The organism is Methylobacterium sp. P3_A11 (assembly GCF_056403155.1).
Genome location: NZ_JBFUGA010000082.1, coordinates 20,933 through 27,206, shown reverse-complemented (window position 1 = coordinate 27,206; position 6,274 = coordinate 20,933). Strand labels below are relative to the sequence as shown.

Annotated in this window: 7 protein-coding genes; 1 reads left to right on the top strand and 6 read right to left on the bottom strand. The window is 68.2% G+C overall.

Translation table 11 applies throughout. The annotated features are described in order from the left end of the window. Both AC1DXK_RS22235 and AC1DXK_RS22230 read right to left on the bottom strand, forming a co-directional pair. Positions 1-181, bottom strand: a 181-nt coding sequence (locus AC1DXK_RS22235) for a transposase (protein ID WP_477299089.1), incomplete at its 3' end; no start/stop codon positions are given. A 191-nt stretch (positions 182-372) separates the two neighbouring features. Next, on the bottom strand, positions 373-1,857 hold the full coding sequence (locus AC1DXK_RS22230) for a peptidoglycan DD-metalloendopeptidase family protein (protein WP_457107223.1): 1,485 nt from the start codon (positions 1,855-1,857) through the stop codon (positions 373-375). 191 nt (positions 1,858-2,048) lie between these two features. Between AC1DXK_RS22230 and AC1DXK_RS22225 the strand changes: the two genes are divergently transcribed. Further along, positions 2,049-2,609: a GNAT family N-acetyltransferase gene (locus AC1DXK_RS22225; protein WP_457107224.1), complete on the top strand. Its 561-nt coding sequence runs from the start codon at positions 2,049-2,051 to the stop codon at positions 2,607-2,609. A gap of 39 nt (positions 2,610-2,648) precedes the next feature. Here AC1DXK_RS22225 and AC1DXK_RS22220 read toward each other — a convergent pair whose 3' ends face one another. From AC1DXK_RS22220 to AC1DXK_RS22205, 4 genes are all read right to left on the bottom strand, one after another. Further along, complete coding sequence (locus tag AC1DXK_RS22220) at positions 2,649-2,927, bottom strand: hypothetical protein (protein ID WP_457107225.1); 279 nt, start codon at positions 2,925-2,927, stop codon at positions 2,649-2,651. Positions 2,928-3,194: 267 nt separating this feature from the next. Next, positions 3,195-4,472, bottom strand: a complete 1,278-nt coding sequence (locus AC1DXK_RS22215; RefSeq protein WP_457107226.1) for a porin — start codon at positions 4,470-4,472, stop codon at positions 3,195-3,197. Positions 4,473-4,695: 223 nt separating this feature from the next. Further along, a complete protein-coding gene (locus AC1DXK_RS22210; RefSeq protein WP_457107227.1) occupies positions 4,696-5,544 on the bottom strand; it encodes a 23S rRNA (adenine(2030)-N(6))-methyltransferase RlmJ in 849 nt (282 codons plus the stop codon). 66 nt (positions 5,545-5,610) lie between these two features. Continuing rightward, positions 5,611-6,273, bottom strand: coding sequence for a ribonuclease T2 family protein (locus AC1DXK_RS22205; protein ID WP_457107228.1), 663 nt, complete (start codon positions 6,271-6,273; stop codon positions 5,611-5,613). Position 6,274 lies beyond the last annotated feature (1 nt).

Below are 6,274 nucleotides of genomic sequence, written 5' to 3'. Positions count from 1 at the left end.
AGCGCGGCGTCTTCGGTCCCATCGCCGCGTCATGCACGAAGGCTCGCTTACGCCACTTCGCGACTGTCTTGGGGTTCAGTCCATGCTGGGCGGCAAGATCTTTGAGCGGAGCTTTCGATCGCTGTAGCGTTGCTCTGACCGCGTGCGTGGTCGTGGCGCAGCCGTGAAGAACCTGTCCCATAACGCCTCCCGGTGTGCGGCGGTTACAGCTAAATTGATGCCACCACACCGCGGGACTGCACACCTAGGCCTCGTTGGGGCATCGATTTTTCCAAACTGCACGGACGTTTCCGTTTGGATCGATGCGAGGGGCGGGCACAACGCAAAAGGCGGCCCCTCTCGGGACCGCCTTATCCGGTTCGTCGACGCCGCTCAGTTGCTGGCGAGCTGGGACATGGGATCGACCGGGGCGCCGCCCTTGCGGATCTCGAAGTGGAGCTGCGGCGAGGTCACGTTGCCGGAAGCCCCGGACTTCGCGATGGTCTGGCCGCGCTTGACCTTGTCGCCGGGCTTCACGTCGATCTCGCCGTTATGGGCGTAGGCCGAGACGTAGCCGTTGGCGTGGCGAACCAGGACGAGCTTGCCGTAGCCCTTCACGTCGGAGCCGGCATAGGCGACCGTGCCTTCCTCGGCGGCCTTGACGGGCGTGCCTTCCGGCACGGCGATGTTGATGCCCTCGTTGCCGGAGCTGCCATAGCCCGAGATCACCCGACCTTTGGCGGGCCAGCGGAAGCTCTCCGACGCCTCGGCGACCGAACCGGTGGCTGCGGGTTCGGATTTGGCCGGGGCGGCCGCCGCGACCGGAGCGGGCTTGGCCGTCTCCTTGGCGGCGACCTTCTCGGTCTTCTCGGCGGCTGCGGCCTTCTGCGCAGCCTCCTTGGCGGCCTTGGCCTCGGCGAGTTTCTGCGTGGCCTCCGCCTTCGCGGCGGCCTTGGCATCAGCCTTGGCTTCCTGGGCCTTCGCCTCGGCCTTCGCCTTCGCCTCGGCCTTCGGATCGGCTTTCTTCTCGTCGGCCTTCTTCTCGTCGGCCTTGGCGACCTGCCCGGGGCGGACATGCCGCGGCTTGTCGCCGTCCTTCACCGAGGCGTCCTTGCGGGGCTTGGCGTCGGCGACCTTGCGGGCGGCGGCATCGCGGGCGAGCGCTTCCTTGCGCTCCGCGTCCTTTTCGGCGGCCGCCCGCTTGGCGGCCTCCTCGCGCTTGGCCGCTTCCTTGGCCGCTTCCTTGGCGGATTCCTTTGCGCTCTCCTTGGCCTCCTCGCGCTTCGCGGCGATCTTGGCCTCGACCTGCTTGGCGTCCTCGCGCTTCTCCTCGGCGGCCCGGGCCGGACGGCCGGTCATCGGGGCGGCGGCGGGGTTCAACCCGGAGGCGTGGTAGACCGGGATCACGATCTGCCGGCCGGGGGTGATCTGGCTCGCGCTGGTGAGGCCGTTGGCGGACAGGATCGCCGATGCGGGCACGCCGAAGCGGGTGGACATCTGGTTCAGGCTGTCGTTCTGCGACACCGTGATCTGGGTGCCGCCCTGGGCGCTCCAGCCGACCGTGCCCGTCGAGGCGACGCGCGTCGCGGGGGCAGCGGAATGGGTCTGGGCGGGGGTGGCAGCCGCGGCCGGGCGCGGGGCGCCGGGCGGGCTCAGCGCCTCCGACTGGATGCGACCAGTGCGAACCGTCGGCACGGATTTGAGGGTCCCGTCCGGCAGGCTGCCGGTGGCGGCCGGTTCCGAGTCGAACGGATTCGAGAATGGGTTGCTCAGCCGCGACGCGTCCGAGGAACAGGCGGCGGCCGCACCGCCGATGATGCCGATGAGCGTCACGCGCGACAGCGTCCGCAACATCTGACCCGTACCGCGCACCCGCATCGACGCACCCGTTTGCCTGACGCAACTTGATGCGCCAATGAAGACGGATTCAGGTTAAGCAACCGTTCCCGTTCTGGCGTTCTGCGACCCTGGCGCGAAGGCGATCGCCCGGCTTTCGCGCGGTACCGGGCTGGGTTCAGCCGGTCGGGACCGAGTCTTTTCCTGACCGGCCGGCACCCCACATCGATAGGATGTTTACCATCCGCGGCGCGCGCGACACCCTTGCCGACCTGCCCGCAATCGAGACCGCGCGCCTCTCGATCGCCGCCCTGCGCCGCACCGATGCGCCAGCCCTGCGCCGGCTTACCGACGATCCGGCGATCACCGCGGCGGTGGACTTTCTCCCGACGCCCTTCACCCTGCAGGATGCCGAGGATCTGATCCGCAGTGGTGCACGGGGCCGGGACTGCTTCCTCGGCGCCTGGATTCGCGGTGGCGCGCCGCCTGAAGCCGGAGGGCAGGCGGATGCGGCCGGCCTCGAGCTCGTCGGCGTCATTGGAACGCATCTGCGCGGCACCGGCACGATCGAGATCGGCTACTGGATCGGAGGCGCCGCCCGCGGACGCGGCTTCGCCTACGAAGCCGTCTCGGCGATCCTTGGCTGCCTCGGCGAACGCTTCCCGGCCCGCATCGTCGTCGCGGAGTGCCGGCCGGCCAACGTCGCCTCCTGGGGGCTCCTAGAGAAGCTGGGCTTTCGCGATACCGGCGAGGAGGGTCACCGCCCGGGCCGCCGCCTGCTCAGGCGGGTCTGACGCTCCGATGTCCGGCGGCCCCGGTCCGTACAGCGCCCGTCATGCGCCGCGACGGCGGATCTTCGGGCGCCGCGCGCCGATCGCGAAGGGTGTCTCGTCGTCCTGCGCGCGCTCCGCCAGAGCGAAGCTGTGGAGAGCGTCCAAGCCGCGATCGTCCCGGGGACGGCCCTCGATCAGCGCGTGGAACGCTGCACGCACCACGTCCTTCCGCGCAGCATCGGGATGCTTCTCCCGAACCGCGGCGCGCAACGCCTTCGGCGTCATGCCCGGCACGGCGAGGCTCCACAAGGTCGCCGACAACGCTGCGATCGAAACCATCCGCCCCTTCCCCAACGAAGGCCGCAATCCGGCATGGGCTATACGGGACGAATCAAGAGACGATCAAGTCAAATTCACGGTGGCGACGGATTGCACGAATTCTTATTCGTGTAAAATTCGTATTATCCAAGATTATTGAACCGGTAATAATGCAAGCTTACAGCCTTTACCGGGCGTATTCGAATGATACTACCAACCAAAAAGAAACCCCCGGCCTTTGGCCGGGGGTTTGCTCTCGACAGATCCTTGAAATGGGGCGATGCAGGATCAGAAGGTGATGCCGGTCTCGACCATGTAGCGGTCCTGCGAGGTGCGGTTGCCGGTGCGGCCGAAGCCGGTGCCCAGCGTGCCCTCCGCGAGGTTGCCGCGGGTGATCCCGCCGAGTTCGACGTGCGCGTACTCCACCCGGAAGAAGTAGCGGTCGAAGGTGAAGGTCGGTGTGACGGTGACCGAGAAGGCGTTGCTGCCGGCGCCGAAGCCCAGCAGGTTCGTCCCGCCGGAGCCGCGCACGCCCGTCTGCTCGGTGTACTCGACACGGCCGGCCAGGGAGAAGTTGTCGGTGAACGAGTAGGCCGCCAGCAGCGCGCCGCCGTAGGTCGAGGCCGAGTTGCCGATCCCGACGCGCAGATCACGCTCGACGTTGGTGAACTGGAAGTACGGCGAGATGATCCACGGACCGTTCGCGTAGGTGTAGTTGATATTGAAGATGCCGCTGTTCTGCTGGAGGTTCGGCGTCGCGAACTGATAGCGCGGGCTGCGGTCGAGAGCGTTGGTCCGGCCGACGTTCAGGCCGCCATTGACGCCGATCGTATTGTAGTCGTCGAGCTTGTAGGCAACGTTGCCGGTGAACCACGTGATCTCGTTGGAGAAGAAACCGTCCGTGCCGGCGACCGACACCGAGAGCGGGCCGCTGCTGTAATTGACCTGCACGCCCTGGTTGATGAAGTTCTCCTGCACGAACAGGAGGCCGCGGTTGATGTTCAGGTTCTGATAGGTGAACAGCAATTCGGTGCCGATCAGGGTGAACATCCGGCCGCCCTGGACCGACCATTCATCGTTGATCTGGATCTTGCCGAAGGCGACCGGGACCGGCCCGAACAGGAGATCGGTCTGGGTGAAGGTGCCGAGGGTCGGGAATCCGAGCTGCGGGATCGAGTAGCCGCCGGCCTGGATGTAGAACTGGAACGCGCCCTCAGGCTTCTGGATGACGCCCTGGATGTTCGAGAAGTCGAACCGCGCGGCCCGGTCGCGGTCGTTGGGGGCCGCCGGCGTCGAGAACGACGCGAACGGGTTGGACTGGGTGTAGCCGTAGCCGGTGACGGCACCGCCCACGTAGAGGTCGCCGAGGGGGCCGGCTGCGAAGCAGGTCGGGCTCGGGTTGGCCTTGATCACGCCGCTATAAGTCGGGCCGAGCAGCGTGGCCTTGCAGGGCTCAGCCGGGGGCGGCACGGGCACCGGCGCCGGAGCCGACAGATCGGCCGCCAGGATGCTGGTGGAGGACAGCAGCAGGGTGGCCAGGCCGGCAAGGGTGGATCGCTTCAGCATGATGTTGCGGCTCGTTCGGATTCGTCCACGGCCAAGCTGACATCGCGGGGCGAATGACACAAAATCAAACAACAAGCATTTGCATACTTTTTAGGCATATCCGTATCGCTGCGTACGTTCGGCGCAGAAATGTGTCTTTGTCGCCACATTCCCTCCGAGAGACCGGGCTTTTCCTTTCCCTCCGGCCCGAACAGCTTCCAGGGCGCCGGCCAATGCTGCCGTGTCACGCCGTTGGGCCGATGGGATCGCAGCGAAACCCTCCGAAGTCATGCCGGGCCAGCCGTTCGGCGAGGGCTGGCAGGAACAGCATCGCCTCGTCGGCGAGCCGCCAGGGTGGATTGACCACGATCAGACCGCTGCCGCTGAGCCGCGTCGGGTCGTCCGGTCGGTCGATCAGCAAGTCGAGGCGCAGGGCCGGGCGGGACAGGGCGGCGTCGAGGTCGCGGACCATCCGATCGAGGGCGGCGGCGTCCTTGATCGGATACCAGGCGAGGAAGAGGCCGGTCGGCCATTTCGCCACCGCCCGGGCAAGGTGGGCGCCGAGACGCTCGACCTCGCCGGGAACCTCGTAAGGCGGGTCGATCAGCACGAGCCCCCGCCGCTCGGGAGGCGGGATCTGGGCGTTGATCGCGGTCCAGCCGTCGAGGTTCAGCACCTTGGCGCGCGGGTCGCGCGCGTAGCGGTCCTGCAACGTCGCGGCGTCCGCTGGATGCAGCTCGACGAACACGCCCTTGTCGCCAGGGCGCAGCGCCTCGCGAATCACGGCCGGCGAGCCGGGATACGCGCTGGTGCCATGACGCGCCCGCACCGCCGCCACCGCGGCCCGATAGGGCGCGAGCAGCGCCTCGACGTCGGGAGCGAAGGGGGCATCCATCCGCCCCCAGCCGTCCCGCCACTCGCCGGTGCGGGCCGCTTCGTCGGCCTCAAGATCGTAGACGCCGAGCCCCGCGAAGGCGTCCAGGGCTCGGAACGGCTTGTCCTTGAGGCGCAGGTGGTCGAGCACCCGCGCCAGCACGAGATGCTTGAGGACGTCGGCATGATTGCCGGCGTGAAAGGCGTGCCGATAGTTCATGGCAGCGCCCTCAAGCGGATCCCGCGCGCCGGGTCCAGGGTCCGGCGCCGAAATCGCCGAAAAAACTCAGCGCGCGGCGCCGAGGGTCACCTCGGGCGCACGGCAATTACCGCGGGCGACCTCGGGACAGGGCGTGAAGCCGCGCAGATCCTTGCCGAAGCAGATCCGGACCTCCTGCAGCTGCCCGCGCGTGCAGGTGACCGCCATCATGTCGGGGCGCAGGCCACGGTTGGCGGCCACGAATTGCCGGGCGATCTCGATCGGCGCCAGCGACTGAGGCGGAGAACCGCCGTTGAGGCCGTCGGGGATCGTCACCGCCAGCCGGGCCTCGCGGGCGGCCGTGAAATAGGCGGTGGGATCGAGGCCCGAGCAGGTGCCGTGCTTGCGCCACTCGTAGCGGGCGAGACCCTCGCTCGGGTAGACCTGCCCGGCCACCTCGATGGCCTGCCGGGTCGGCGACCGAACCACCGCCGAGCAGTTCTCCGGGTAGCCGCGGGCGTATTGCGGCCATAGGCCGTGCACGACGAAGCCGAGGCCGCGGCCGGGGGCGCACTGGGCGTCGTCCCGGCGCTCGCGCGTCGTGGCGCAGTAGGTCGGCGACCAGGACAGGGCCAGAACGTAGAAGTCGAATTCTCCGGGGGTGCCCCGCCGGGCGAAGCCGCCGTAATCCTGGGCGGCGACCGGACCGGCGAGCAGCAGGCCGGCGAGGCAGGCGGCGAGGCGGCGCATC

Coding starts and splice junctions, on each gene's coding strand:
- AC1DXK_RS22220 (WP_457107225.1), bottom strand. CDS start 2,927: ATGGTTTCGATCGCAGCGTTGTCGGCGACCTTGTGGAGCCTCGCCGTG.
- AC1DXK_RS22225 (WP_457107224.1), top strand. CDS start 2,049: ATGTTTACCATCCGCGGCGCGCGCGACACCCTTGCCGACCTGCCCGCA.
- AC1DXK_RS22205 (WP_457107228.1), bottom strand. CDS start 6,273: ATGCGCCGCCTCGCCGCCTGCCTCGCCGGCCTGCTGCTCGCCGGTCCG.
- AC1DXK_RS22230 (WP_457107223.1), bottom strand. CDS start 1,857: ATGCGGGTGCGCGGTACGGGTCAGATGTTGCGGACGCTGTCGCGCGTG.
- AC1DXK_RS22210 (WP_457107227.1), bottom strand. CDS start 5,544: ATGAACTATCGGCACGCCTTTCACGCCGGCAATCATGCCGACGTCCTC.
- AC1DXK_RS22215 (WP_457107226.1), bottom strand. CDS start 4,472: ATGCTGAAGCGATCCACCCTTGCCGGCCTGGCCACCCTGCTGCTGTCC.